The organism is Flavobacterium rhamnosiphilum (assembly GCF_004349195.1).
GTDB classification, from domain to species: domain Bacteria; phylum Bacteroidota; class Bacteroidia; order Flavobacteriales; family Flavobacteriaceae; genus Flavobacterium; species Flavobacterium rhamnosiphilum.
Genome location: NZ_SMLG01000015.1, coordinates 24,453 through 50,406, shown reverse-complemented (window position 1 = coordinate 50,406; position 25,954 = coordinate 24,453). Strand labels below are relative to the sequence as shown.

The window sequence follows — 25,954 nt, the reverse complement described above, 5'->3', positions numbered from 1 at the left end:
CTTACTATTTATTTAAACTAAATTTGCACCGTTAAATACAACAAACTACACAACAATGATCCATTTCTTTGAAAACCAAAGCAAAACTGTTTTTGCCGTACAAACGCAAAACGAAATTTCGGCTCAAGACATTTCAAAATTAAACTGGCTTTTTGCCGACTCAAATAAAATAGAAAAATCCGTACTGACGGATTTTTTTGTTGGTCCTCGCGCCACTATGATTACTCCTTGGAGTACCAATGCGGTGGAAATTACCCAAAACATGGGAATTTCTGGAATCATTCGTATAGAAGAATTCCATAAAGCTACGGCTGATTTCAATGATTTCGACCCTATGCTTTCGCAAAAATATACCGAGTTGAATCAAGATATTTTTACTATCAATGTACTTCCGGAAGCTATATTGGATATTGAAGATATCGCTGCTTACAACAAAAGTGAAGGTCTAGCTTTAAGTCCTGAAGAAGTAGAGTACTTAGATAATTTAGCCACTAAATTAGGTAGAAAATTAACGGATTCAGAGATTTTTGCTTTCTCACAAGCCAATTCAGAACACTGTCGCCACAAGATTTTCAACGGAACATTTGTTATTGATGGCGTAGAAAAAGAAACTTCTCTTTTTAAATTAATCAAAAAAACATCTCAGGAAAACCCTAACGACATTGTTTCGGCCTACAAAGACAACGTGGCTTTTGTAAAAGGACCAAGAGTACAGCAATTTGCTCCCAAAACAGCTGACAAACCTGATTTTTACGAAGTAAAAGAATTTGATTCGGTTATCTCTTTAAAAGCAGAAACGCACAATTTCCCAACAACTGTAGAGCCTTTTAACGGAGCTGCAACAGGATCTGGAGGAGAAATTCGTGACCGTTTGGCAGGAGGACAAGGTTCATTGCCAATGGCAGGAACTGCGGTTTATATGACTTCTTATTCTCGATTGGAAGAAAACAGACCATGGGAAGATGCTGTTGAAGCTAGAAAATGGTTGTATCAAACTCCAATGGATATTTTAATCAAAGCTTCGAATGGAGCATCTGATTTTGGAAATAAATTTGGGCAACCACTTATTACAGGTTCCGTTCTTACTTTCGAACATGAAGAAAATAACCGTAAAATTGGTTACGATAAAGTAATCATGCAAGCGGGTGGAATTGGTTACGGAAAATTAGACCAAGCTATCAAAAAGAAACCACAAGAAGGAGACAAAATTGTTATCCTTGGAGGAGAAAATTATAGAATCGGAATGGGTGGAGCTGCGGTTTCATCAGCTGACACAGGAGCTTTTGGTTCAGGAATTGAATTGAATGCGATCCAACGTTCGAACCCAGAAATGCAAAAACGTGCTGCCAACGCCATTCGTGGTTTGGTAGAAAGCGACAATAACCCAATTGTTTCTATTCATGATCACGGAGCAGGTGGACACTTAAACTGTCTTTCTGAACTAGTTGAAGAAACAGGAGGATTAATTGATTTAGACAAATTGCCTATTGGAGATCCAACCCTTTCGGCAAAAGAGATTATCGGTAACGAATCTCAAGAAAGAATGGGATTGGTTATTGGTAAAAAAGATATCGATATTTTACAAAGAATTGCAGACAGAGAACGTTCTCCGATGTATCAAGTAGGTGATGTAACCAGTGATAATCGTTTTACTTTCGAATCTAAAACTACTGGTTTAAAACCAATGGATTATGCTTTGGAAGATTTCTTCGGAAGTTCTCCAAAAACGGTAATGACTGATAAAACCATTAATTACAATTATCCTGCATTAGAATATAGCGTAAAAAATATTTCGACTTATTTAGAACAAGTTCTACAATTGGAAGCCGTAGCCTGTAAAGACTGGTTGACTAATAAAGTGGATCGTTGCGTTGGAGGAAAAGTTGCCAAACAACAATGTGCTGGACCATTGCAATTGCCTTTGAACAATTGTGGTGTAATGGCTTTGGATTATCAAGGAATAGAAGGTGTCGCTACTTCAATTGGACACTCTCCTATTGCTGCACTTATTGATCCTGTTGCAGGAAGTAGAACTGCAATTGCCGAATCTTTATCGAATATCGTTTGGGCTCCAATAAAAGACGGATTGAAAGGTATTTCACTTTCGGCCAACTGGATGTGGGCTTGTAAAAACGAAGGTGAAGATGCTCGTTTGTATGCTGCTGTAGAAGGTTGTTCTGAATTTGCAATCGAATTGGGGATCAACATTCCAACAGGAAAAGATTCACTTTCGATGAAACAAAAATATCCAAACGACGAAGTAATCGCACCGGGAACGGTTATTATTTCTGCAGGTGGAAACTGTATCGATATTAGAAAAGTAGTGGAGCCAGTTTTACAAAAAGACGGAGGTTCTATTTATTATATCAATTTGTCTCAAGACGACTTCAAATTAGGAGGTTCTTCTTTCGCACAAACATTGAATGCTATCGGAAACGATGCACCAACAATTAAAGACGCAGCTTTCTTCAAAAATGCATTCAACACCCTTCAAGAACTGATTTTAGACAATCAAATCTTGGCTGGACACGACATCGGAAGCGGTGGTTTAATCACTACTTTACTGGAAATGTGTTTTGCTGATGTGAATTTGGGAGCAAAAATTGACTTCTCTGTTTTCGAAGAAAAAGACATCATCAAATATCTTTTTGCCGAAAACATAGCTATAGTTTTCCAAGCTAATTCAGATGAAGCTGTTGAAGCTAAATTAAAAGCAAACAATGTTGCTTTCTATAAATTAGGAACTGCAACAACCGAAGCTACTTTAGACTTTGGTCCTTGCAAATTAGACATTGCCAAATACAGAGACATTTGGTTTAAAACGTCTTTCTTATTAGACCAAAAACAATCTAAAAACGGAACAGCTCAAGCCCGTTTTGACAATTATAAAAATCAAGCTTTAAACTATACTTTCCCAACTCATTTTACGGGGAAAGCACCAGTTATAGACTCTTCAAAACCAAGACCAAAAGCAGCAATCATTCGCGAAAAAGGAAGTAACTCCGAGCGTGAAATGGCGAATGCTATGTACTTGGCTGGATTTGACGTTAAAGACGTACACATGACCGATTTGATTTCGGGACGTGAAAATCTAGAAGACATTCAGTTTATCGGAGCTGTTGGTGGATTCTCTAACTCGGATGTTTTAGGTTCGGCCAAAGGTTGGGCTGGAGCCTTTTTGTACAATGAAAAAGCTAAAACAGCTTTGACCAATTTCTTTAAAAGAGAAGATACACTTTCTGTTGGAATCTGTAACGGTTGCCAATTGTTCATCGAATTAGGATTAATCAACCCAGAACACAAGCATAAACCAAAAATGCTCCACAACGAAAGCCAAAAGCACGAGAGCATCTTTACTTCTGTAACAATACAGGAAAACAATTCGGTGATGCTATCAACACTTGCTGGTGCTACACTTGGAGTTTGGGTTTCGCATGGTGAAGGAAAATTCAGCAAACCAATGGACGAAGAGCACTATAACATCGTAGGTAAATACGGTTATGAGAGTTACCCTGCCAATCCTAACGGTTCTGATTATAATACTGCTATGATGTGCGACACAACAGGTCGTCACTTGGTAATGATGCCACACATTGAGCGTTCTACTTTCCAGTGGAACTGGGCTCATTATCCAAAAGACCGTAATGACGAAGTTACACCTTGGCATGAAGCTTTTGTGAATGCCAGAAAATGGATTGATAAAATCTAATTTTAACTACATCAATACTTACATAAAAGCGTTCGCCAAGGTGAACGCTTTTTTTGTCATAAAAATTTACACTACTAAAATTTAAGAATTTTAGTATAATTTCATTTATTTAAACAAAATCTCATTTATTATTCATCGAATTATAAAAACAATTGTATTTTTAACAAAGTTTCATATTAAAAATAATGAGAAATGACCCAAGAACTACAAAAACTTCACTCGGTTTGGATTGACACTCAAAAAAGAGCCAACGAGAACACTTTATTACCACAAATAAAGTTTGATGAAATTGCCAGTTCAATAATAAGCACAGGTCCATTTTATTTTTACATTATTGATTTTTATGATATGTCCTTATCAAACATTAGTCCAGCGATAGCTGACATTCATGGATTCGATCCGGAAACCGTATGTTTTAATGATATTCTTGCAACAATTCATCCTGACGATATTGACTTTATATCAAAAGCCGAAGCTTCAATACTTAATTTTTTTTATACCAAAATAGGTCCGGAAAAATTGACTAACTACAAAATGAATTACAGTTTTAGAAGTCGAATGAAAAATGGGGAGTATTGCATGCTCAATCATCAAGCCATAATACTGACATTAGATCCAAACGGCGGTTTTGGAAAATCATTGAATATTCATACCAGAATCGATCATTTGACCAAAAACAATACCTATCAATATTCCATAATAGGATTAAAAGACGAGGCATCTTATATGAATATTGATGTTTTTGAAGACATCCAATGTTTTTCAGAATTTTCAAAAAGAGAAATTGATATTATTAGGCTAATTGCAGAAGGTTTTGACAACAATAAAATTGCGAATGAACTTTTTATCAGCGTAAATACTGTGAAACAGCATCGTAAAAATATTTTAAAGAAATCCAACTCTAGAAATACGGCTCAATTAATTCGAAAAAGTACCTTGCAAGGTTTATTATAAATTGAACAAATCACTTTTGCGCAACGACTCTATTTCTGGAAACATACGCTTTTAAATATTCCCCTTTTGGAGTTCCGTTGTCAAAAGAACTGAATAAAACAAGATCACGCGTGTTTAAACGAGCTTGCTCATTACTGCTGTTTTCGAATTCTATTCTGTAAATTGCCGAATACAAAATGGCCCTGCCAGTACCATGATGACAATGGATTAAAACGGGGTAATTAGCAGGATTGTCCATAATTTCAAGAAAATAATTTATGTTTTTTTGACTCGGAATTTGGTCAGACGGATTGCTAAAATAATTCAGCCCTTTAATTTTTGCAACCGCATTTTTCTCCGCTTGCAATTCTCCCGGCACTTCAGGATTCAACTTCAAATCGTTTGTACCCGGTATTCTTAAATCAATAATAGATTTAATTTTATATTTCAGAACATAATCTTTAATTTGATCCGGTGGAATTACCCCTGATTTATATACTTTCTTTGTTGCGATTTCTTTAAAATTATAATTTAAATGAATATCATAAAGACAAGCTGCGATATAGCACAAAGAAAATAACACTAAAAATCCTCCAATTCGTTTGTATGCCTTTTTCATAGAATAATTTTAGCAAAGTCACAAAAAAGAAAGGCGCAACACATTACATAATTATGAAGGTTATATTATATGATTGTAAATGAATCTTTTGCAATTATTGCGTAGCCAGCAATTATTGATTTCAATACTCTTTTTTTAAATATTATTGAAATCAAACCAATAAAATAAAATTATATTTTAAAATTTTACAAAAAAATTAAAAATTTCGCTATTTTTTTCTAATTTGCGAGTCAATTCAATATTCGAATAATGACTCCAATAACCAGACTTTTTGATTTTCCTTATTACCAGCAAAATAAATATACTTCAATTCCTGACGCTTTAACAACAAAGCAAAATGGCGTTTGGGTAAAAACTTCTACCCAAGAATATATAGCCAAAGCCAATGCTGTTTCGAGAGCGCTCTTAAGAATGAACGTTCAAAAAGACGATAAAATTGCCATTATATCTACTAATAATAGAACCGAATGGAATATTATGGATATTGGTATTTTGCAAACCGGCGCTCAAAATGTCCCTGTTTATCCTACTATTTCCGAAGAAGATTACGAATATATCCTGAATCATTCCGGTGCCATTTATTGTTTTGTATCGGATGCTGAAGTATTACGAAAAGTAAATTTGATAAAACATAATGTTCCAAATTTAAAAGAAGTCTATTCGTTCAACGAAATCGAAGGTTGTAAAAATTGGACTGAATTGCTTAACCTTGGCGAAGACCGTAGCAATCAAAACCTAGTTGAAGAAAGAAAAAACAATGTAAAATCAGAAGATTTAGCGACCATTATTTATACTTCGGGAACAACAGGAAGACCAAAAGGAGTCATGCTATCGCATAAAAATATTGTATCCAATGTTTTGGACAGTGCTTCGAGAATTCCTTTTGAAGCAGGAAAAAGTCGTGCCTTAAGCTTCCTTCCTATTTGTCATATTTTTGAAAGAATGATTTTGTATTTATACCAATATTATGGTATCTCTATCTATTTTGGTGAATCGATAGATAAAGTTGGTGACAATATCAGAGAAGTACAACCAAATGTTATCACTGCGGTTCCCAGACTTCTTGAAAAAGTGTATGATAAAATCTATGCAAAAGGGACCGAATTAACAGGCATCAAAAAGAAACTTTTCTTTTGGGCCATTGATTTAGGATTGAAATATGAACCTTATGGTGCCAATGGTTTTTGGTATGAATTGCAACTCAAAATAGCACGCAAATGGATTTTCAGCAAATGGAAAGAAGGTTTGGGAGGCAATTTGGACCTGATGGTTTCAGGAAGTGCCGCTTTACAACCTAGATTAGCCAGGATTTTTGCTGCCGCAGAAATTCCGGTAATGGAAGGCTATGGCTTAACCGAAACTTCTCCTGTAATATCAGTAAACGACACGAGAAATCACGGTTTCAAAATAGGAACTGTAGGGAAAGTAATCGATAATGTAGAAGTAAAAATTGCCGAAGACGGAGAAATTCTTTGTAAAGGGCCTAACGTGATGATGGGCTATTACAAAGATCCTGAAAAAACAGCCGAAGCACTTCAAGGCGGTTATTTCCACACGGGTGATATTGGAATATTTGATGAAGAAGGTTTCTTGAAAATTACAGATCGTAAAAAAGAAATGTTCAAAACTTCGGGAGGAAAATACATTGCGCCACAATTAATTGAAAACACGATGAAACAATCCCGTTTCATTGAACAAATAATGGTGATTGGTGACGGGCAAAAAATGCCGGCAGCATTCATTCAGCCGAGTTTTGACTTCATTAAAGAATGGGCGAATATTCACGGAATTGGTGTTGGAAAAAGTAATGAAGAAATCATTGCAAACGAAAAAGTTATTGCCAGAATTCAGGAAGAAGTAGATAGCTTAAATGAAAAATTTGGGAATTGGGAAAAAATTAAACGTTTTGAACTCACACCTGACGTTTGGTCTATTGAAGGTGGACAATTGACTCCTACTCTAAAACTAAAACGAAAAATAGTGATGGAGAAATACAGTGATTTGTTCCATAAAATCTACAACTAGATTCTAGAAAAAACATAATTGGAAATAATTATAAACTCATCAATAGCTGATGAGTTTTTTTTTTTAAATCTAAAAACGAAAACGAAACCAATTATTTCATATTTAATTGTTTTTTAACACTCTATCTGTTATTTTATTATTTTTTAATACCTTTATTCTGTTAACCAATAAAACCAAACATTATGAATGTAAAAAATTTTTTAGTTTCAGGCATTGTAGGTGGTATCGTCCAATTTCTTTTAGGATGGTTGTTTTACGCAATCCTATTTAAAAACTCATTCCCTACTGATGGAAATGAAAACATGGTATTCATATTTTTAGGATGCATGACTTTTGGCTTTTTTGTCTCTTACATTTTTACGAAATGGGCCGGAATTTCAAATGCAACGACTGGTTTTAAAGCTGGTGCCGTTATTGGATTATTCATGGCGCTGTACAGTAATTTCTTTATGAATTCGATGACAAGCGACATCAATTATCAAACTATGGGGTTAGATATTGTAATCACTGTTGTAATGGCCGCATTAGTAGGTGCAGTAATTGCTCTTGTTAATGGGAAACTAAAATAAAATATAAAAACACACAAATAAACTCCTCATTTTATGGGGAGTTTTTTGGTTTAAACAAAAATTCACAAAAAAATATTTTAATATATTATGCATGCATAGTATTTTTTTATTATATTTGAAATCGATATAGTTACATATGAAAGATAAAACGATAGATTATATTTTACGCGCCACTTGGCAAGCAGTAGCAAGAATGTATAATGAGGAAGCTTCTAAATATGATGCGAGCATGGCAACAGGTTTTGCTTTGTTGAGTATCGATAAAGAAGGTGGAACACCATCGACGTCTTTGGGGCCAAAAATGGGAATGGAAGCCACCAGCCTGACCAGAACCTTAAAATCTATGGAGGAAAAAGGCTTAATCACCCGGAAGAAAAACCCGGAAGATGGCCGTGGCGTATTGATTTACCTGACTGATTTTGGTAAAGAAAAAAGAGAATTATCAAAGAATACAGTGTTGAAATTCAATGAAACGGTGAAACAACACATCTCAGAGGAGAAGTTGAAACACTTTATAGAAGTAGCGGAAACGATCAACGAATTAATTCTAGACAAAAACATATTTAATCACACGAGCGTCAGCGAACTGGCGGAGCAAACCGAAAAAACAGAAAATGACATCGCCAAGATTCAAAAGAACAATCAATAATGGCGCTCCCATATTCAAATAAAAAACAAATATAAACAACGTATGAAACGCACAATTAAAAAAGTTGCAGTAATAGGATCCGGAATTATGGGTTCAGGAATTGCCTGCCATTTTGCCAACATTGGAGTTGAAGTGTTACTGTTGGACATTGTTCCAAGAGAACTTACCGAAGCGGAAGCTAAAAAAGGACTCACTTTAGAAAGCAAAATTGTAAGAAACCGATTGGTGAACGAGCATTTAGCCAATTCGCTGAAATCAAAACCATCCCCTATTTACAATCAGAAATTTGCCAGCAGAATCACTACGGGAAATACTACTGATGATATGGCTAAAATTGCCAATGTCGATTGGATTATTGAAGTTGTGGTGGAACGTTTGGATATCAAAAAAATGGTTTTTGAACAAATTGAAAAATTCAGAAAACCGGGAACTTTGGTGACTTCAAACACATCGGGGATTCCAATTCATTTTATGAGTGAAGGACGAAGCGACGATTTTCAAAAGCATTTCTGTGGGACACACTTTTTTAACCCTGCGCGTTATTTAAAATTATTCGAAATCATTCCTGGCCCACAAACAGCAACGGAAGTTTTAGATTTCCTTACTGATTATGGTTCTAAATTCTTAGGTAAAACTTCGGTCGTGGCCAAAGATACTCCGGCGTTCATCGGAAACCGAATTGGAATTTACGGGATTCAAAGTTTATTTCATTTGGTAAAAGAAATGGGACTAACCATTGAAGAAGTGGATAAATTGACCGGTCCGGTTATTGGAAGACCAAAATCGGCTACTTTTAGAACGGTTGATGTTGTTGGATTGGATACTTTGGTACATGTTGCCAACGGAATCTACGAAAACTGCCCGAATGACGAACAACACGATTTGTTCAAACTGCCTGATTTCGTCAACAAAATGATGGAAAACAAATGGTTGGGTAGTAAAACGGGTCAAGGTTTTTATAAAAAAGTAGACAAAGATATTTTGTCTTTGGACTTAGATACTTTAGAATACCGTCCGGCTAAAAAAGCTTCTTTTGCTACTTTAGAACTGACAAAAACGATTGACAAACCTATTGACCGTTTTAAAGTTCTGGTAAAAGGAAAAGACAAAGCGGGAGAATTCTACAGAAAAAGTTTTGCAGGAATGTTTGCTTACGTTTCGAACAGAATTCCTGAAATTACAGATGAATTATACAAGATTGACGATGCGATGAAAGCCGGTTTTGGATGGGAAAATGGTCCTTTCGAAATTTGGGATGCCATTGGTGTCGAAAAAGGAATCGAAATCATGAAAGCTGAAGGTCTAGAACCAGCAGCTTGGGTAACTGATATGTTGACTTCAGGAAGTTCTAGTTTCTATACTATTAAAGAAGGAGCAACTTTTTTCTACAATATACCAACCAAATCGCAAACTAAAGTTCCGGGTCAGGATTCCTTTATTATCCTGAACAATATTCGCGAAAGCAAAAAAGTATGGAGCAATAGCGGAGCAATCATACAAGATTTAGGAGACGGAATTTTGAATTTAGAATTCCAGTCAAAAATGAATACGATTGGTGGCGATGTTTTGGCAGCAATCAATAAAGCGATTGATTTATCTGAAAAAGAATATCAAGGTCTGGTTATTGGAAATCAAGCAGCGAATTTCTCTGTTGGAGCCAATATCGGAATGATATTCATGATGGCAGTCGAGCAAGAATACGACGAGTTGAACATGGCTATCAAAATGTTCCAGGACACGATGATGCGCGTGCGTTATTCTGGAATTCCGGTTGTGGTTGCGCCACACGGAATGACTTTTGGCGGGGGGTGCGAAATGAGTTTGCATGCTGATAAAGTAGTTGCCGCGGCGGAAACGTATATGGGATTGGTGGAATTTGGTGTTGGAGTAATTCCTGGCGGTGGCGGATCGAAAGAAATGGCACTGCGTGCAGCTGATTTATTCCATAAAAATGATGTCGAGTTGAATGTATTGCAAGAATATTTCTTGACGATCGCTATGGCAAAAGTGTCCACTTCTGGTTATGAAGCTTTTGATACCGGACTTTTACAACAAGGGAAAGATATCATTGTAGTGAACAAAGACCGTCAGATTGCCGAAGCGAAGAAACACGCTTTACTAATGGCAGAAGCAGGTTACACACAACCGATTCGCAGAAGCGATGTAAAAGTTCTTGGAAAGCAAGCTCTTGGAATGTTCTTAGTAGGAACGGACCAAATGGAAGCCGGAAAATATATCTCGGAACACGACAAGAAAATTGCTAACAAACTGGCGTATGTTATGGCTGGTGGTGATTTATCAGAACCAACATTAGTAACCGAACAATATTTATTGGATTTGGAACGTGAAGCTTTCTTATCGCTTTGTACAGAAAGAAAAACATTGGAGAGAATCCAATTTATGTTAACCAAAGGAAAACCGTTGAGAAATTAGAATTAAGACTGAAGTATTAAGTATTAAGACTTAAAAAAAAGACTATGCACAATTTTGAAAAATTAAAAATTTGGCAAAAAGCGATGGATATTGCTGTTGAAGTTTATGAAGTTTCTACTTTATTGCCTAATGATGAAAAATTTAATTTAATTCATCAAATAAAAAAATGCGCAGTATCTATTCCTTCTAACATTGCTGAAGGTTCTGGAAGAAATTATGATAAAGAATTTGTACAATTTTTAGGAATTGCAAATGGTTCTACTTTTGAATTAATAACTCAATTAATACTTGCTAAAAGGCTTAAACTTGCAAATGAAGATTTAATTCAACCTATTATTAATCAATTAGTCGAAGTTTCAAATATGAATTTTTCATTTCAAAAAACATTAAAAGAAAAAATTAACACAAACATTGGAAAATCTTAATACTTAATTCTCCAATCTTAATACATAATTTATGAAAACAGCCTATATAGTAAAAGCATACAGAACAGCCGTGGGTAAAGCCCCAAAAGGTGTGTTTAGATTTAAACGTCCTGATGAATTGGCAGCAGAAACGATTCAGTTTATGATGAATGAGTTGCCTGATTTCGACAAAAAACGTATTGACGACGTGATGGTAGGAAATGCGATGCCGGAAGCAGAACAAGGATTAAACGTGGGACGATTGATCTCCTTGATGGGATTAAAAATCGAAGATGTTCCGGGTGTAACCGTAAACCGTTATTGCGCGTCAGGATTAGAAACTATTGGTATGGCTACAGCCAAAATTCAATCTGGAATGGCAGATTGTATCATTGCCGGTGGCGCCGAAAGCATGAGTTTTATTCCAATGGGAGGGTACAAACCAACTCCGGATTATGCTGTTGCAAAAGCTGGAAACGAAGATTACTATTGGGGAATGGGACTAACTGCGGAAGCGGTTGCCAAACAATTCAATGTATCTCGTGCGGACCAAGATGAGTTTGCTTATAACTCCCATATGAAAGCCCTGAAAGCGCAAGCTGAAGGTAAATTTGACAAACAAATTGTTCCTATTACAGTAGAACAAACGTTTATCAATGAAAATGGTAAAAAAGAAACCAAATCGTATGTCGTAAATAAAGATGAAGGCCCAAGAGCCGGAACTTCTGTAGAAGCTTTGGCAGGTTTAAGACCCGTTTTTGAAGCTGGCGGAAGTGTAACTGCAGGAAACTCTTCTCAAATGAGTGATGGAGCAGCATTTGTTCTAATCATGAGCGAAGAAATGGTAAAAGAATTGAACCTTACTCCTATCGCCCGCTTGGTAAACTTCGCTTCGGCTGGAGTGGAACCTAGAATCATGGGAATTGGACCTGTAAAAGCGATTCCAAAAGCCTTGAAACAAGCTGGTTTAACGTTGAATGATATTGATTTAATTGAGTTAAACGAAGCTTTTGCATCACAAGCATTAGCGGTTACACGTGAGTTAAACCTAAATCCGGATATCATCAATGTAAATGGTGGAGCGATTGCATTAGGCCACCCACTGGGTTGTACTGGAGCTAAACTTTCTGTTCAATTATTCGACGAGATGAAACGCAGAGGAAGCAAATACGGAATTGTTTCTATGTGTGTAGGAACCGGACAAGGTTCAGCAGGAATTTACGAACTTTTGTAGTCATAGATTTCCATCCGTTTGTTATTCCAACGGAGGAGGAATTTTCACCAGTATTGCAGAATTAACTATTGAGATTCCTCCTTTGTCAGAATGACAATATTGAGGATTTAGATTATAAATAAAAACATATTAAAAAAATAAAAAAATGGCAGATACAATTGAAAAAAACGTAACCCGTGGCGGTCAGTTTTTGGTAAAAGAAACAAAGTGCGAAGATATCTTCACTCCAGAAGATTTTTCGGAAGAGCAATTAATGATGCGTGACTCTGTAAAAGAGTTTGTGGACAAAGAAATTTGGCCAAATAAAAATCGTTTTGAAAGTAAAGATTACGCATTTACAGAAGAAAGTATGCGTAAAGCAGGTGAACTTGGACTTCTTGGAGTGGCTGTTCCTGAAGCTTACGGTGGATTAGGAATGGGATTTGTTTCAACAATGCTTGTTTGTGATTATATTTCAGGGGCAACGGGTTCATTCTCAACTGCTTTTGGAGCACATACCGGAATTGGAACTATGCCAATTACATTATACGGTACAGAAGAACAAAAACAAAAATACGTTCCTAAACTAGCTTCTGGCGAATGGTTTGGAGCCTATTGTTTGACAGAACCAGGTGCAGGATCAGATGCAAATTCTGGAAAAACAAAAGCAGTTTTATCTGAAGACGGAACGCATTATAAAATCACAGGACAAAAAATGTGGATTTCGAACGCTGGATTTTGTTCTGTATTCATCGTTTTTGCACGCATTGGTGATGATAAAAACATTACTGGTTTTATCCTTGAAAATACAGCTGATAATGGAATTTCAATGGGTGAAGAAGAACATAAATTAGGGATTCGTGCTTCTTCTACGCGTCAGGTTTTCTTCAGTGAAACGAAAGTTCCTGTTGAAAACATGCTTTCTGAAAGAGGAAACGGTTTCAAAATTGCCATGAATGCTTTGAATGTAGGTCGTATCAAATTAGCAGCAGCTTGTTTGGATGCGCAAAGAAGAGTGATTTCAGGTTCTGTACAATATGCAAACGAAAGAATTCAGTTCAACACTGCAATTTCTCAATTTGGCGCTATTCGTGCAAAATTAGCAGAAATGGCAACGAGTTGTTATGCCGGAGAAAGTGCTTCATACAGAGCCGCAAAAGATATTGAAGATCGAATAATAGCTCGTGAAGCCGAAGGATCTTCTCATCAAGAAGCGGAACTAAAAGGAGTTGAAGAATATGCTATTGAATGTTCTATTCTAAAAGTAGCTGTTTCTGAAGATGTTCAAAACTGTGCCGATGAAGGAATTCAAATCTTTGGTGGAATGGGATTCTCTGAAGACACTCCTATGGAAAGTGCTTGGAGAGATGCCAGAATTGCTCGTATTTACGAAGGAACAAACGAAATAAACAGAATGCTTTCTGTAGGAATGCTGATCAAAAAAGCCATGAAAGGCCATGTTGATTTATTGGGACCTGCATCAAAAGTGCAAGAAGAATTAATGGGAATTCCATCTTTTGACACACCTGATTATTCTGAATTATTTGCAGAAGAAAAGGAAATGGTTGGTAAATTGAAAAAAGCATTCTTAATGGTTGCTGGTGGAGCAGTTCAAAAATACGGACCGGATTTAGATGCACACCAACAATTATTGATGGCAGCTTCAGATATCTTAATCGAAATCTACATGGCTGAAAGTACTATTCTTAGAACGGAGAAATTAGCCAAAAAAGAAGGTGAAGCTAAAATACAAGAGCAAATCGCTATGGCTAAATTATACCTTTACCAAGCGGTTGATATTGTAACTCAAAAAGGAAAAGAAAGTATTATCTCTTTTGCTGAAGGTGATGAACAACGCATGATGTTAATGGGATTACGTCGTTTTACAAAATACACGAACATGCCGAATATTGTAGGATTAAGAGAAATAATCACTTCAAAATTAGTGGCTGAAAATCAATATTGTTTTTAATTAGAAGATAGTTTTTAGTTGATTTTATTTGTTAAAAAACCGCCTTGTTCCTGAAAACAAGACGGTTTTTTTATTGATTCAGTAGCCAAACTACTTAGCCTCTTTTTTCTCTATTGGTGTTATTTCTCCATTATAGGAAATGGTACTTCGATTATTGGAACTAATTGAAAGTGTAGCACTACCCTCAAAGAAAACGGAAAGTAACAGTCTGTATGTATCTTTATCGCCTCTGACAACTGCTTTTATCTGATACGCCTTTTTACCTTTTTCAATAGTAAATTCTTGAGGTTTTCCCTCAAAATTTAATCCGCCTCCTCCACCATATCCAACACCGCTATAGGCTCTTCCAAAAAAAGGCATTTCGCTTTTGATAAAATCAGGCTGAAATTTTATATAATTAGAATTAGTGGTTAAATCCATAGTTCTAAACCCTTGAGGAAAAGCTGTTTTTCCAATAAAAACAAACTCTTTAGAATCAACCAAAGCCGCTGTTTGTTTTTGCTTCTCTATTTTGCGTTCTTCTTTTAATTCTTTCTTACTTTTTTCTTGGGCATAACCAGTAGTCATGAGGAGTGACAGAAAAATTACTGATATTGATGTTTTTATTTTCATGATATACTTTTTTACTGTTATGGTATTGCTATTTCATAATTCAAATCCAATATTAAATACACATTGAAAGATTCTGAAGATAAATTAAACTAAAACTCTAGATTTATTTTTTCTCAAAACGCATCATGGCAATATCGCCCATGATGAAATTTAAGGTTTTTCCATCTTCTGAAATTGCATAAGAATCTATTTTTTCTAGAGTTGACATGTAAACATTTTCACCTTGAATATCCGTACACATCATTTTGGTCATTGCCATTCCCTCTTTAAAGCTGATTTTATTGCCAACTACATTTAGTTTACCCGAATATCTATTACAACTACCACTGCCTGAAACGTTGTTCTCTTTCAAATCGAAAGTGATGGTTGGTTTTTTGTTTGGATATAATCCTGCAAAAGCAATTCTTGGACCTGTAATATAATTTAACTCCCACGTTCCTTCAAGTGAAGCTGTTTTATTCGTTGCTGTTTGGACCGAGTTACAAGAGATAAATGCCAAGCATGAAATAGTCAGCGATACAATTACTTTTTTCATGTGTTCAATTTTTGATTTTTATATTTTTAAAGATAAAGCAAAAACATTGCCAATATATCGTTTCTCCAAAAAAAATCACAAAATAGAGTCTTACAAAAGGCTGTTTTTAAACTCATCAAATCTTTACTGTCGGAAATAGTAATCTAATTCTTTTTGTCTCTACAACCTTCATCTTAATTCCAACTGCATAAGCATTTGGAATAGTTTTATTGCCATACACAATAGCGTAAATTTGGCTCCAAAATATTATAGTATAACCTAATAATAAACCCAGATTAAAATAATAATTATTGACCCTACAAATTTGAAATGAAATTTACATAATTCCTATACCTTTTAAAGCTCTTAAAATATATTGGAAACAAAAAAGGAACCAAATTTTAAGTCTTTATTAACCCATCCCTATCTTTTAATGTTTAAATTTATGTCCTACTTTAATAACCTTTTTAGGATAAATTTTCAACCTATGGAAAATAATAATACACGAAGAAATTTTTTAAAACAAACAGCAATACTTTCAACTGGGACAATTATTGGCTCTAGCTTATTTAATTCCGCATTTGCTTCTGAATCTGCTTTAAAACTAGAAAATCAAATACCAGAATTAGACACTATGGATTTTCAAGGAAACTATAGTCTTCCAAAATTACCATACGCCTATGATGCTTTAGAGCCTCATATTGATAAAATGACAATGGAAATTCATTACAGCAAACACCATCAAGCTTATGTCACGAATTTGAACAAAGCAATAGAAACTTTGGATAAAAACGTAGTGGAACATTCTAAATCACTGGAAAGCATCTTCGGAAAAATGTCGAAATTTCCGGAAGCAATTCGTAATAATGGTGGTGGGCATTACAATCACAGTTTGTTTTGGAGTTTAATGAAACCAAATGGCGGTGGTACTCCAAAAGGGAAATTAGGAGATGCTATAACGAGTACTTTTGGTTCTTTTGATGAATTCAAAAAACAATTTAGTGATGCTTCGATGAAACGATTTGGTTCCGGTTGGGCTTGGTTAGTGGTTCAAGACGGCAAATTAGTTATCGGTTCAACGGCAAATCAAGACAATCCATTGATGAGTTTGCGTGGTAAAGGATTAAAAGGAAAACCTGTTTTAGCTTTAGACGTTTGGGAACATGCGTATTATTTGAAAAACCAAAACCGCAGAGCCGATTATATTGCTTCTTTTTGGAATGTAGTCAATTGGGAAGCCGCAGAAACTTTATTCAATTCTTAAATACCAATAAAAGCCCTGTTTTCATTGCAAATCAGGGCTTCTTATTATACAGATACATCTTGTATCAAAATCCTATTTTTATTAATGCCCATTCTCAATCATTGCGATTAAAAAAGTGCCTGATTGTGGGTGTTTTTCATCAAAAATTATAACAATTAAATTTATCTTGTTTAAAACAAAAAAAACAATACTAATTAATTGTAGTATCTGTGTTAAACTAAAAAACACCAGTTAAAACTACCGCAAAAAAGTATAGCTTTGTATCTTCAAATTAAAGCAATGATTAACCCTTCGGCATCAGGTTGGATAGATAAATTTTTTATTGAACAAAAAATTTCAGAGAAAACGGTTTCTGAAACTACGGATACATTTTATCAAAAAGTTAGAGAAACAGGATTTATTTATGGCCACATAATCACATTTGACACCGTAAATACAATTGAAACCAAAGGCTGGTTTAAAGAAGAGATCTCTAAAGTTGCACTATTAAACACTTTATATAATGTTTTTTGTTTGACCAGTGACGAAATCAGTTCCGAAAATTTCATTAAACAAACAGTCACTTTTTACAATCAAATGAATCCTCAGGGTTTCAATTTGTTTAAAAAGATACTGCCTAAAAATTCTCTTTCCTTAACACTGGAAAAAATAATTGATGAACGTGTTCAAACGAACGATAGCATCATCAGTAAAAACTTCTCCCATCTGGTAACCAATGCGTTACTTTTTATAGATGTCCTGGCTTTCCGCCAATACTTAATACACGGTGAAATTCCAGAAAAGTACCTGAAGAAAATTGAAGAAACGGTTGTCAATATTGTAACACTTGCGTTAAAAATCAAATCGGAAAAATCACAATATGATGATTTATTAATCAAACTTTTTGAGGCTTCGATACGCTACAGCAAATTCTCGAAAGTTTCTGTTCAGAGTTTGGAAACACTTCAATTGGATTACTTTACAAATGAACTGGAAAAATATTATTTAATAGATATTGCCGGAATGGCTTTATGGAGTGATGGCAAAATTGAAAACAATGAATCCTATTTTTTACATTCATTAGCTGAAACATTATCGGTTTCAGATGATTTTGTAAATCAAAGCATAGACAGTACCGATGCATTTATAACGAAACATAAAAAAGAAATACCGTATTTCAATTATTCAAATCCTGTCAAACATTTTTACGATCAAACGACTCAAAGTGTTGTTACGCTAATAAGCCGTAATAAAAACAGATTGATAAAGGAAATTGAGCAAAGCAAAGAATTAATGATGCTATTGGCCTACTCTACTCGAAGAGATTTGGACGAAAAAGAAAAGAAAAAAGTCAAAAAACAACTGTTGGAAATTTGTAAAACCATTCCTTCGCTGACTATCTTTTTACTTCCTGGCGGTAGTTTATTGTTGCCTATTTTAATAAAATTCATCCCTACTCTATTGCCTTCTGCTTTTAATGAAAATCTGGATAACGAATAAAAAAAATCCGCTAAAGAGCGGATTTTTTATTTGAATTCTTGTATTAAAATTTCAATTGGTATACTTCGTCCAAATCTTTATCGGAACTGATGTTAACATCTAAATCCGTTACAAAACCGGAATTAAGTCCGTAAGCCCATCCGTGTAAGGTTAAATCCTGACCGTTTTTCCAAGCAGACTGTACAATTGATGTTTTGGCTAAATCAAAAACCTGTTCTTTTACATTTAATTCTACAAAAGTATTAAAACGCTCCGTTTCATCTTCGATAGAATCTAAATAGGTGCTGTGCAAACGATAAACATCTTTTATATGGCGAATCCAGTTGTCAATAATACCAATAGAATCATTTCCCATTGCTGCCTTCACACCTCCGCAACCATAATGCCCGCAAACCAGTACATGCTTTACTTTCAATACGTTTACTGCATAATCCAGTACACTCAACATATTCATATCACTATGCACTACCATATTGGCTATGTTTCTATGTACAAAAACTTCTCCAGGTTTTGCACCTACAATTTCATTTGCAGGAACCCTGCTATCTGAACAACCTATCCATAATAATGGCGGTGTTTGACCTTTGGCAAGATCCTGGAAATAATTTGGGTCACTCGCTAAAGAAGTTTCAACCCATTTTTTATTATTCTCTAATATTTTTTTATAAAAATCGCTCATAATTATTTTGATTGTTAATCTGATTAATTTTGAATTGTTAGATTATACAATAAAGTTCAAATATATGAAATTTAAAAATATTAATGTCTCAATTCGGCTATTGTGAAATCTAGATTTTTATCATCCTTAATGTATTCAACATCATCATAGAAAATAACTTCACCTGTTTCTATATTGTGCATAGCTCCAATTATTCCTATCTCACCATTTTCAATCATTTGCTCTAAAATAAAACTTCTTTCAATGATGTTTTTTACATTACGCTTTACGTTAATTTGAGCAACATTCTCAACAAATGAAGCGTTTTTAGCATTTCTTTCAGTTAAAGTTTCCTTTTCCTGATAAACTGCTGGTTGAATTTTTGATAACAATTCAGTAAGATTTCCCATTTCTACATGGTCACAAGCACCTTTTACAGCACCACATTTGCTATGTCCAAGAACAACAATAAGCTTAGAACCAGCTAATTTACAGGCAAACTCCATACTTCCTAGAATATCTGTATTTACAATATTACCCGCAATTCTTACCGAAAAAATATCGCCTAAACCTTGGTCAAAAATGAGTTCTGCAGAAGTTCTACTATCAATACAACTTAAAATTGTTGCAAACGGCCATTGACCATCACGAGTATCATTAACTTGTTCGAGTAAATCTCTATGCGCTTTTAGATTATTTACAAATCTGTTATTCCCTTCTTTTAATATCTCTAAAGCTTTTCTTGGTGTAATTGCAGATTGCAATTCTTTATTTAATGTCTTCATTTTTTTAAATTTTATTTATTATTTATGTTCAACAAAAACATGCTTTTCTTCTTCTCCAGTATTTTCTAACTGATACGCTTTTTTAAACCCTTTGAGTTTGACTTTAATCTTTTTATCTCTGGCTCTTGTCGTTTTAAATTCATGAATTAAATCTAAAACATCATGCGCAATATATACCGTATCATGTGCATTAATGATCACTTTAGAATTTTCAGGAATGTCATTTAAGGTCAATTTGATTGCTGCTTTATTCAAAAAAGAAACTTCCTGAGCCAAATCAATATGAATCACATCGCCATCCTCATACGCTTCTTTTCTAAAATTATAAGCTCGTTTTAGATTTCCTTTCAATACAAAAATGATACTGATGATAATTCCCAAAGCAACTCCTTTCAATAAATCCAAAAATACAACCGCCAATAATGTGGCAATAAAAGGAACAAATTGATATTTTCCTTTTTCCCAAAAATGTTTGAATGTCGCTGGTTTAGCCAGTTTATATCCAATTACTATTAAAATAGCCGCTAGAGTAGCCAATGGAATTTTATTCAGAATCACCGGAATGGCTAGTACACTAATCAATAATAATAATCCGTGGATAATGGTTGACATCTTAGACTTAGCACCTGAATTACTGTTTGCAGAGGAACGAACAATTACTGAAGTCAATGGTAACCCCCCCAAAAGAGAACTCACCATGTTACCAATTCCTTGCGCTTTTAATTCCTTATTAGTGTCTGTGTAGCGTTTTTGAACATCCATTCTATCAGCCGCTTCAATACTCAAAAGAGTTTCAACCGAAGCAACAATAGCAATTGTAAATGCGACTACCCAAACCTTTGGATTCATAACCCCAGAAAAATCAGGAGTTACAATAATTGCTTTAAATTCTTCGAAAGAAGAAGGAACCGGTAAGGAAACTAAATGTTCTTTTCCAATAGCCAAAGCACTTCCTGTACCAACGAAAATCTCATTCAAAATAACGCCAATAGCTACTGCAATTAAAGCTCCCGGAACTAATTTAAGTTTTTTCAAAAAAGGAACTTTATCCCAAGAAATCAAAATTACCATAGAAACCAATGTAATAACGATTGACCCTATTTGGATATAGTCAAAAATACTAAACAACGCAGAGAATGTATTACTGCCATCAAGTTGTGAAAAAGATTGGTCTCCTTCAAAATCATTGTCATAACCAAATGCGTGTGGCAATTGTTTCAGAATAATAATAATTCCAATTCCCGCCAACATTCCTTCAATAACATTCGTTGGAAAATAATTAGAAATACTTCCCGCTTTTGCGAATCCCAATATTAATTGTATCAAACCTGCAATGAAAACTGCGGTTAAAAAAATATCAAAAGCTCCTAAATCCGTAATTGCGGTAAGAACAATAGCTGTTAGACCAGCCGCAGGTCCTGAAACACTTATATTGGATGTGCTTAAATAGCCTACTACTATTCCTCCTATAATTCCTGAAATAATTCCTGAAAACAATGGAGCACCTGAAGCCATTGCAATACCTAAACATAATGGAAGCGCTACCAAAAAAACCACTAAACCAGACGCAAAATCGGATTTAAGGTTAGCAAAAAGATTTATTTTTTTTGTCATAATACCTTACTAAAATTTGAATACAAAGAGTTTGCTCACATGCTACATGTGAAAATTGATTTCAAAATACTAAAATCAAAAATTGTATTAAACTTGGTCAGGCGGGGGAATAAATATAGATGAGGCTATATTATCGTGTTTAGATAAATTCTCAGATAGAATAGCGCTAGATGATAATCTCGATGAAGTAATTATTTCTGTGAAAGATTCAAAATAAAAAAAAGTCTTAATTTCTTTGTGTGCATGTTCTTCTTCAGAAATACTGTAGAAAATAGAAATATCTGCACTTTTCTCAATCACAGTAACTATTGTCGGAGTGATCAGAAAGGCGATAAATACAATTAAAAATATTTTAGATATTATTTTCATTGCCGCAAAAATAGAATTAAGTTTATTAAAAAAGCAATCGTTTTTCTAAATTTAAAAAAAAATTAACATTCAAAAAAAAAGCAAAATGAAATTATCCCATTTCATTTTGCCTTTTTTAAATCCCTATAAAACTACAAACTTTCTTCCAGCCAAGCTTGCATCATCCAGATCGTCTTTTCTTGTTCTGAAATAAAATCACTCATCATCGAATTTGTCCCTTCGTCATTAATTTCCCCCGATTTGTTAAGAATTTCTCTTTCTATTTTTAACAAATGTGTCAATGACGTAACAATTAAATGTACTGCTTTTTCATCGTTTGAAATATTTTTACCCACAACTAACTGATTATTATTTATATAATCTTCAAAAGTATGAAGTCGTGTCCCGTCAACAGTAAGAACCCTTTCGGCAATTAAATCAATTTTTATTTGGGCATCCGTATATAATTCTTCAAATTTTACATGCAAATCAAAAAAACGTTTCCCTTTAATATTCCAATGAATTCCCCTTAAGTTTTGATAATAAACTTGAAAATTTGATAATAAAATATTTAATTCACTTACTATCAATTCTGATTCTTTTACCAGTAATCCTAAAATATTTGTTTTCATAATTTTTATTTTCTAAAAATTTAGATAAGAAAACTCTGCTTTACACTATAAATTAAATTGATTGTTTTTATATTTGCATCAGATATTACTATAAAAAAGATGACAATCACTCAATTAAAATATGTTCTTGCTGTAGCCGAACACAAAAATTTCACTCTTGCTGCCGAAAAATGTTTTGTAACTCAACCCACATTGAGCATGCAAATTCAAAAAATAGAAGAAGAATTAAGTATTCAGATATTTGACAGAACCAAAAAACCGATTCAGCTTACTGACATTGGTCAAAAAATTGTAAACCAAGCAAAAAATATAGTCAATGAAGCCGATAGGATTCAGGATATTGTGGAACAACAAAAAGGATTTATTGGCGGCGAATTCAGATTGGGAATAATCCCAACAATTATGCCTACGTTATTACCAATGTTCTTGAGTAATTTTATAAAAAAATACCCAAAAGTAAAACTCATAATTGAAGAGTTAAATACGGAAGAAATTATAACAAAACTAAACAATGGCCATCTCGATGCTGCCATTGCCGCCACTCCTTTGATGGAGGAAAAAATAAAAGAAATTGTCTTGTATTACGAACCTTTTGTAGCCTACATTCCAGAAAGTCACCATCATTTTCAAAAGGAAGAAATCGAAGTTTCTGACTTAAACTTAGAGGAAATCTTATTATTACAAGACGGACACTGTTTTCGAGACGGAATTTTAAATTTATGCAAAAATGTAGGTAAAAATGAAACGAGTCGTTTTCAATTAGAAAGCGGGAGTTTTGAAACCCTGATAAAATTAGCCGACGAAGGTTTAGGGACAACATTGCTTCCCTATTTACACACCTTGGATTTAAAAGAAACTGACAAATTAAAATTACGCCACTTTAAGGAACCCAAACCTGCCAGAGAGGTCAGTCTCATCTTCCCTAAGAGCGAATTAAAAATACAGATAATTGATGCGCTTCGAAATACAATTGCAGGAGTTGTAAAAGGTGCTATCGTATTTCAAAATGTTCAAATTATAAGTTCACTTCCTAAAAAATAAAAAAAGGAACCGTTTTGCGGTTCCTTTTTTTATTTTATGAATTTACAATTAGTAAACATTGTTTTAATTCCGGTTTTCCAATTGTATAATTTAATAACCATTCTCGCAATTGTTCCATTTCGTAGGGTAATAATGTTTTGATGGCTTTTTCTAGTTCCTTACAAAAAAGCAATGGATCAAAACTCACTCTTTCTAAAATTGATTTTGTATAATCATACATGATTTTTGACATAGTAAACAAAGATTTTAATTAGATTTGGATTCTAAAGTGTTGTAAAAATACATTTTTTTTAATTACAACATAACTATTTAACGTAGTTTTAATTTTTTTATTTCTAATTCATGGATTTTGGTTCGAAAAAAATAAATCGCTGAAAATAAACCACTTAAACAACAAATCTTAGCTTTTTCTAGCACGAAACATTTCTCTTTTTCCGGGTGGCCCGGCAAGTTTTTCGACAGTAAAACCCACTTCGATCATACTTCTTTTTACAACTCCTCTGGCAGCATAAGTAACCAGCACACCATTAGTTTTAAGCGCCTTATACATCTTCTCAAAAATAGCGGTGCTCCACAATTCAGGTTGTACTCTATACCCAAAAGCATCAAAATAAATCAAATCAAATTGATCAATATCATCAATTTCTTCAAAAAACTGTTTCCTTTTCGTAAGTGAAAAATCATCCCTTAAATCAATTTTTTCTCCCCAATTGCTTTCATGCATTCTATCGAAAATTGCGCTTTCTTGACTTGCATTTAATTCTGTGACATAATTCATCAGTAAAACTTCGTCTACTGAAATTGGATAGGCTTCTACTCCGACATAATCTATCGATTGCTTCATTTTTTTTGCCTCTAACAACGTGATAAAGGCATTTAAACCTGTGCCAAATCCTATTTCCAAAATAGAAACATTCCTGTTTTGAAATAATGAAAGGCCGTTTTTAATAAATACATGCTGTGCTTCCTGTATGGCACCATGTTTAGAATGATAACATTCATCCCATTCTGCTATGTGAATGGTAGTTGAACCATCAAGTGTTTGGATTATTTCTCTTTTCAAAATTGGATTTTGAGGTTATATTGGATTAAAAGCTACAATGTTTGTCCAAAATTAATCAAAATCTAATACGTTTGCCTCTGAAAAATCTATATTTATTGTATAATTAATAGAAATAGGCATGATTTTTTTATTTTTTTTAAAATGTAAACAAATCTTAGTTAAATGCTATAATTAATAGTTTTTTGACAAGTCATTTGTTGATTTTTATTTAATTTTGCAAACATTAAACTTCAACTTATAGAAATCTAGTTTTTTTAAGCTCTAGTTTATCATTTAAAAAAAATCAAAAAACAACACATTACTATGAGTACTACTCAAACTAACAAAATTGAAACAATAAAAGCTTCCTCTACAAAAATAAATGAAGTTGATTTTTCGAACTTAAGCTTTGGTTCTGTTTTTACAGATCATCTATTTGAATGTGATTACAAAAATGGGGAATGGCAGAAACCAGTCATTAAACCCTACGCACCATTTTTGTTAGACCCATCTACACGAGTTTTTCATTATGGGCAAGCGATTTTTGAAGGTATGAAAGCGTACAAAGATGAAAATAATGACGTTTGGCTTTTTAGACCTGATGAAAACTATAAGCGTTTTAATACGTCAGCAGTAAGAATGGCTATGCCGGAAGTTCCTGAAGAAATATTTATGAGCGGTCTGAATCAATTGTTGCAATTAGACGAAGCATGGATTAAAAAAGGAAAAGGAAATGCTATGTACATCAGACCATTTATGATTGCAACTGGTACCGGAGTAATTGCAAATCCTTCGAATGACTATAAATTCATGATTATTTTATCGCCAGTGACTTCTTATTATTCTGGTGATGTAAAAGTACTTATTGCGGAACATTTCAGTAGAGCTGCAAATGGAGGAATAGGAGCTGCAAAAGCTGCCGGAAATTATGCTGCTCAATTTTATCCTACAAATTTAGCGAACAAAGAAGGTTTCCAACAGGTAATTTGGACTGATGATGCTACGCATACTAAACTGGAAGAAGCAGGTACTATGAATGTATTTTTCAGAATAAATGATACATTATTTACTGCTCCTACAAGTGAACGAATTCTTGATGGTGTGACTAGAAAAACACTTATTGATTTAGCAAAAAGTGAAGGTATAAATGTAGATATTCGTTCGGTTTTAGTTTCTGAGCTTGTTGAGGCTGCCAAAAACGGAACTTTGAAAGAAATTTTTGGAGCAGGAACGGCTGCTGTAGTAAGTCCAATTTCTGGATTTTCTTATCAGGATGTTTATTATGAATTGCCAAAAATTGAAAACACAATGGCTTTACAACTAAAAACTAAATTGGAAAATATCCAAAATAAATTAGAAGAAGATACTTTTGGATGGACTGTTAAAGTATAACTCTAAGATCATAATTTAAAAAAAAGCGATTTTCAGTGTGAAAATCG

General features: G+C 34.1%; 23 protein-coding genes. 13 read left to right on the top strand and 10 right to left on the bottom strand.

The window, feature by feature from the left end:
* The first annotated feature begins 55 nt into the window (after positions 1-55).
* Together purL and E0I26_RS15325 are read left to right on the top strand one after the other, a co-directional pair.
* The gene (gene purL / locus E0I26_RS15330; protein WP_131917321.1) at positions 56-3,709 is read left to right on the top strand and encodes a phosphoribosylformylglycinamidine synthase; all 3,654 of its coding nucleotides are present in this window, start codon (positions 56-58) and stop codon (positions 3,707-3,709) included.
* Positions 3,710-3,901: 192 nt separating this feature from the next.
* A complete protein-coding gene (locus E0I26_RS15325) occupies positions 3,902-4,663 on the top strand; it encodes a LuxR C-terminal-related transcriptional regulator (RefSeq protein ID WP_131917320.1) in 762 nt (253 codons plus the stop codon).
* A gap of 10 nt (positions 4,664-4,673) precedes the next feature.
* Here E0I26_RS15325 and E0I26_RS15320 read toward each other — a convergent pair whose 3' ends face one another.
* Positions 4,674-5,261 (bottom strand): dual specificity protein phosphatase family protein, encoded by a 588-nt coding sequence (locus E0I26_RS15320; RefSeq protein ID WP_131917319.1) that lies wholly within the window; start codon positions 5,259-5,261, stop codon positions 4,674-4,676.
* 249 nt (positions 5,262-5,510) lie between these two features.
* Between E0I26_RS15320 and E0I26_RS15315 the strand changes: the two genes are divergently transcribed.
* The 7 genes from E0I26_RS15315 to E0I26_RS15285 all read left to right on the top strand — a co-directional run bounded on the left by E0I26_RS15315 (position 5,511) and on the right by E0I26_RS15285 (position 14,526).
* Positions 5,511-7,286, top strand: coding sequence for an AMP-dependent synthetase/ligase (locus tag E0I26_RS15315; RefSeq protein WP_131917318.1), 1,776 nt, complete (start codon positions 5,511-5,513; stop codon positions 7,284-7,286).
* 182 nt (positions 7,287-7,468) lie between these two features.
* Positions 7,469-7,855: a hypothetical protein gene (locus tag E0I26_RS15310; protein ID WP_131917317.1), complete on the top strand. Its 387-nt coding sequence runs from the start codon at positions 7,469-7,471 to the stop codon at positions 7,853-7,855.
* A 136-nt stretch (positions 7,856-7,991) separates the two neighbouring features.
* On the top strand, positions 7,992-8,504 hold the full coding sequence (locus E0I26_RS15305) for a MarR family winged helix-turn-helix transcriptional regulator (RefSeq protein ID WP_235831787.1): 513 nt from the start codon (positions 7,992-7,994) through the stop codon (positions 8,502-8,504).
* A 42-nt stretch (positions 8,505-8,546) separates the two neighbouring features.
* Positions 8,547-10,937, top strand: coding sequence for a 3-hydroxyacyl-CoA dehydrogenase/enoyl-CoA hydratase family protein (locus tag E0I26_RS15300; RefSeq protein WP_131917316.1), 2,391 nt, complete (start codon positions 8,547-8,549; stop codon positions 10,935-10,937).
* A gap of 44 nt (positions 10,938-10,981) precedes the next feature.
* Positions 10,982-11,362: a four helix bundle protein gene (locus tag E0I26_RS15295; RefSeq protein WP_131917315.1), complete on the top strand. Its 381-nt coding sequence runs from the start codon at positions 10,982-10,984 to the stop codon at positions 11,360-11,362.
* Between the two features lie 31 nt (positions 11,363-11,393).
* On the top strand, positions 11,394-12,575 hold the full coding sequence (locus tag E0I26_RS15290) for an acetyl-CoA C-acyltransferase (RefSeq protein ID WP_131917314.1): 1,182 nt from the start codon (positions 11,394-11,396) through the stop codon (positions 12,573-12,575).
* A 145-nt stretch (positions 12,576-12,720) separates the two neighbouring features.
* The gene (locus E0I26_RS15285) at positions 12,721-14,526 is read left to right on the top strand and encodes an acyl-CoA dehydrogenase family protein (protein ID WP_131917313.1); all 1,806 of its coding nucleotides are present in this window, start codon (positions 12,721-12,723) and stop codon (positions 14,524-14,526) included.
* Between the two features lie 90 nt (positions 14,527-14,616).
* On the opposite strand, the gene E0I26_RS15280 is transcribed toward E0I26_RS15285, so the two are convergent.
* Both E0I26_RS15280 and E0I26_RS15275 read right to left on the bottom strand, forming a co-directional pair.
* Entirely contained in the window at positions 14,617-15,138 is a 522-nt protein-coding gene (locus tag E0I26_RS15280; protein ID WP_131917312.1) for a DUF4251 domain-containing protein, read from the bottom strand.
* A gap of 103 nt (positions 15,139-15,241) precedes the next feature.
* Complete coding sequence (locus E0I26_RS15275; RefSeq protein WP_131917311.1) at positions 15,242-15,673, bottom strand: META domain-containing protein; 432 nt, start codon at positions 15,671-15,673, stop codon at positions 15,242-15,244.
* A gap of 613 nt (positions 15,674-16,286) precedes the next feature.
* Here E0I26_RS15275 and E0I26_RS15270 point away from each other — a divergent pair.
* Entirely contained in the window at positions 16,287-16,916 is a 630-nt protein-coding gene (locus tag E0I26_RS15270; RefSeq protein ID WP_131917345.1) for a superoxide dismutase, read from the top strand.
* 279 nt (positions 16,917-17,195) lie between these two features.
* On the top strand, positions 17,196-18,395 hold the full coding sequence (locus E0I26_RS15265; protein ID WP_131917310.1) for an LETM1-related biofilm-associated protein: 1,200 nt from the start codon (positions 17,196-17,198) through the stop codon (positions 18,393-18,395).
* Between the two features lie 43 nt (positions 18,396-18,438).
* Here E0I26_RS15265 and can read toward each other — a convergent pair whose 3' ends face one another.
* The 5 genes from can to E0I26_RS15240 all read right to left on the bottom strand — a co-directional run bounded on the left by can (position 18,439) and on the right by E0I26_RS15240 (position 22,432).
* Positions 18,439-19,074, bottom strand: coding sequence for a carbonate dehydratase (gene can, locus E0I26_RS15260; RefSeq protein ID WP_131917309.1), 636 nt, complete (start codon positions 19,072-19,074; stop codon positions 18,439-18,441).
* An 80-nt stretch (positions 19,075-19,154) separates the two neighbouring features.
* Positions 19,155-19,838, bottom strand: a complete 684-nt coding sequence (locus E0I26_RS15255) for a carbonic anhydrase family protein (protein WP_131917308.1) — start codon at positions 19,836-19,838, stop codon at positions 19,155-19,157.
* A gap of 18 nt (positions 19,839-19,856) precedes the next feature.
* Entirely contained in the window at positions 19,857-21,452 is a 1,596-nt protein-coding gene (locus E0I26_RS15250; RefSeq protein WP_131917307.1) for a SulP family inorganic anion transporter, read from the bottom strand.
* An 87-nt stretch (positions 21,453-21,539) separates the two neighbouring features.
* Positions 21,540-21,821 carry a hypothetical protein gene (locus tag E0I26_RS15245; RefSeq protein ID WP_131917306.1) on the bottom strand — a complete coding sequence of 94 codons (282 nt, stop codon included), beginning with the start codon at positions 21,819-21,821 and terminating at the stop codon, positions 21,540-21,542.
* Between the two features lie 131 nt (positions 21,822-21,952).
* Complete coding sequence (locus E0I26_RS15240; protein WP_131917305.1) at positions 21,953-22,432, bottom strand: Dps family protein; 480 nt, start codon at positions 22,430-22,432, stop codon at positions 21,953-21,955.
* Between the two features lie 99 nt (positions 22,433-22,531).
* Here E0I26_RS15240 and E0I26_RS15235 point away from each other — a divergent pair, with 99 nt between their 5' ends.
* Positions 22,532-23,473 carry a LysR substrate-binding domain-containing protein gene (locus E0I26_RS15235; RefSeq protein ID WP_131917304.1) on the top strand — a complete coding sequence of 314 codons (942 nt, stop codon included), beginning with the start codon at positions 22,532-22,534 and terminating at the stop codon, positions 23,471-23,473.
* 34 nt (positions 23,474-23,507) lie between these two features.
* Here E0I26_RS15235 and E0I26_RS15230 read toward each other — a convergent pair whose 3' ends face one another.
* Positions 23,508-23,705, bottom strand: a complete 198-nt coding sequence (locus E0I26_RS15230) for a hypothetical protein (protein ID WP_131917303.1) — start codon at positions 23,703-23,705, stop codon at positions 23,508-23,510.
* A 168-nt stretch (positions 23,706-23,873) separates the two neighbouring features.
* Entirely contained in the window at positions 23,874-24,536 is a 663-nt protein-coding gene (gene mnmD, locus E0I26_RS15225) for a tRNA (5-methylaminomethyl-2-thiouridine)(34)-methyltransferase MnmD (protein WP_131917302.1), read from the bottom strand.
* Between the two features lie 303 nt (positions 24,537-24,839).
* Here mnmD and E0I26_RS15220 point away from each other — a divergent pair, with 303 nt between their 5' ends.
* Positions 24,840-25,907: a branched-chain amino acid aminotransferase gene (locus tag E0I26_RS15220; RefSeq protein ID WP_131917301.1), complete on the top strand. Its 1,068-nt coding sequence runs from the start codon at positions 24,840-24,842 to the stop codon at positions 25,905-25,907.
* The last annotated feature ends 47 nt before the right edge of the window (positions 25,908-25,954 follow it).

What these genes read in the sequence shown, in the direction of transcription:
- E0I26_RS15265 (WP_131917310.1), top strand. Translation starts at nt 17,196, where the DNA reads ATGATTAACCCTTCGGCATCAGGTTGGATAGATAAATTTTTTATTGAA.
- E0I26_RS15245 (WP_131917306.1), bottom strand. Translation starts at nt 21,821, where the DNA reads ATGAAAATAATATCTAAAATATTTTTAATTGTATTTATCGCCTTTCTG.
- E0I26_RS15310 (WP_131917317.1), top strand. Translation starts at nt 7,469, where the DNA reads ATGAATGTAAAAAATTTTTTAGTTTCAGGCATTGTAGGTGGTATCGTC.
- E0I26_RS15235 (WP_131917304.1), top strand. Translation starts at nt 22,532, where the DNA reads ATGACAATCACTCAATTAAAATATGTTCTTGCTGTAGCCGAACACAAA.
- E0I26_RS15230 (WP_131917303.1), bottom strand. Translation starts at nt 23,705, where the DNA reads ATGTCAAAAATCATGTATGATTATACAAAATCAATTTTAGAAAGAGTG.
- E0I26_RS15300 (WP_131917316.1), top strand. Translation starts at nt 8,547, where the DNA reads ATGAAACGCACAATTAAAAAAGTTGCAGTAATAGGATCCGGAATTATG.
- purL (WP_131917321.1), top strand. Translation starts at nt 56, where the DNA reads ATGATCCATTTCTTTGAAAACCAAAGCAAAACTGTTTTTGCCGTACAA.
- E0I26_RS15270 (WP_131917345.1), top strand. Translation starts at nt 16,287, where the DNA reads ATGGATTTTCAAGGAAACTATAGTCTTCCAAAATTACCATACGCCTAT.
- E0I26_RS15295 (WP_131917315.1), top strand. Translation starts at nt 10,982, where the DNA reads ATGCACAATTTTGAAAAATTAAAAATTTGGCAAAAAGCGATGGATATT.
- E0I26_RS15315 (WP_131917318.1), top strand. Translation starts at nt 5,511, where the DNA reads ATGACTCCAATAACCAGACTTTTTGATTTTCCTTATTACCAGCAAAAT.
- E0I26_RS15250 (WP_131917307.1), bottom strand. Translation starts at nt 21,452, where the DNA reads ATGACAAAAAAAATAAATCTTTTTGCTAACCTTAAATCCGATTTTGCG.
- E0I26_RS15290 (WP_131917314.1), top strand. Translation starts at nt 11,394, where the DNA reads ATGAAAACAGCCTATATAGTAAAAGCATACAGAACAGCCGTGGGTAAA.
- E0I26_RS15280 (WP_131917312.1), bottom strand. Translation starts at nt 15,138, where the DNA reads ATGAAAATAAAAACATCAATATCAGTAATTTTTCTGTCACTCCTCATG.
- E0I26_RS15285 (WP_131917313.1), top strand. Translation starts at nt 12,721, where the DNA reads ATGGCAGATACAATTGAAAAAAACGTAACCCGTGGCGGTCAGTTTTTG.
- E0I26_RS15275 (WP_131917311.1), bottom strand. Translation starts at nt 15,673, where the DNA reads ATGAAAAAAGTAATTGTATCGCTGACTATTTCATGCTTGGCATTTATC.
- E0I26_RS15305 (WP_235831787.1), top strand. Translation starts at nt 7,992, where the DNA reads ATGAAAGATAAAACGATAGATTATATTTTACGCGCCACTTGGCAAGCA.
- E0I26_RS15325 (WP_131917320.1), top strand. Translation starts at nt 3,902, where the DNA reads ATGACCCAAGAACTACAAAAACTTCACTCGGTTTGGATTGACACTCAA.
- E0I26_RS15220 (WP_131917301.1), top strand. Translation starts at nt 24,840, where the DNA reads ATGAGTACTACTCAAACTAACAAAATTGAAACAATAAAAGCTTCCTCT.
- E0I26_RS15320 (WP_131917319.1), bottom strand. Translation starts at nt 5,261, where the DNA reads ATGAAAAAGGCATACAAACGAATTGGAGGATTTTTAGTGTTATTTTCT.
- E0I26_RS15240 (WP_131917305.1), bottom strand. Translation starts at nt 22,432, where the DNA reads ATGAAAACAAATATTTTAGGATTACTGGTAAAAGAATCAGAATTGATA.
- E0I26_RS15255 (WP_131917308.1), bottom strand. Translation starts at nt 19,838, where the DNA reads ATGAAGACATTAAATAAAGAATTGCAATCTGCAATTACACCAAGAAAA.
- can (WP_131917309.1), bottom strand. Translation starts at nt 19,074, where the DNA reads ATGAGCGATTTTTATAAAAAAATATTAGAGAATAATAAAAAATGGGTT.